The organism is Vibrio sp. 10N.261.52.A1 (assembly GCF_002876325.1).
Taxonomy (GTDB): domain Bacteria; phylum Pseudomonadota; class Gammaproteobacteria; order Enterobacterales; family Vibrionaceae; genus Vibrio; species Vibrio chagasii.
Map to the genome: position 1 here is coordinate 1 of NZ_MCYD01000373.1, position 413 is coordinate 413.

Below are 413 nucleotides of genomic sequence, written 5' to 3' on the forward strand. Positions count from 1 at the left end.
TAATAAAACTAAAAGGCCTTACATAAAAGTAAGGCCTTATCTATTTTGAAGATATCCGTCAGTTTAACGCAATTGACTATCTTTACTTGCTCGACGGTTAAACAATGAATGTCGATGTGCGTCATGCTCTAATAATGACTGACATTCGATACACAAACGAACGCCTTTTATCGCGAGTCGTCTTTGTTCTGGTATCTCGTCGCCACACTCATCACAATAACGCAAACTCTCACCACCTCGAAGGTTCCCTCTTACACGAGAGATCTCATCATCGATGGTGTTTTGTATTTGCTGGCTGACACTGTCGTCTCCAGCCCATCCTACGGCCATAAGCCCTCCTCAATACATAAACGAGAAAATCTTTACCTACCGCGGTAAGAGGACATTATAGCTACATATCAATTAAGTAATAA

Annotated in this window: 1 protein-coding gene; it reads right to left on the minus strand. The window is 41.2% G+C overall.

Going from position 1 to position 413, the window contains the following annotated elements:
• Positions 1-63 precede the first annotated feature (63 nt).
• The gene (locus BCT81_RS04470) at positions 64-330 is read right to left on the minus strand and encodes a DksA/TraR family C4-type zinc finger protein (protein ID WP_061031776.1); all 267 of its coding nucleotides are present in this window, start codon (positions 328-330) and stop codon (positions 64-66) included.
• Between the last annotated feature and the right edge of the window lie 83 nt (positions 331-413).

Bases quoted from the DNA above. Each gene is read 5' to 3' on its own strand.
- BCT81_RS04470 (WP_061031776.1), bottom strand. From the start codon at position 330: ATGGCCGTAGGATGGGCTGGAGACGACAGTGTCAGCCAGCAAATACAA.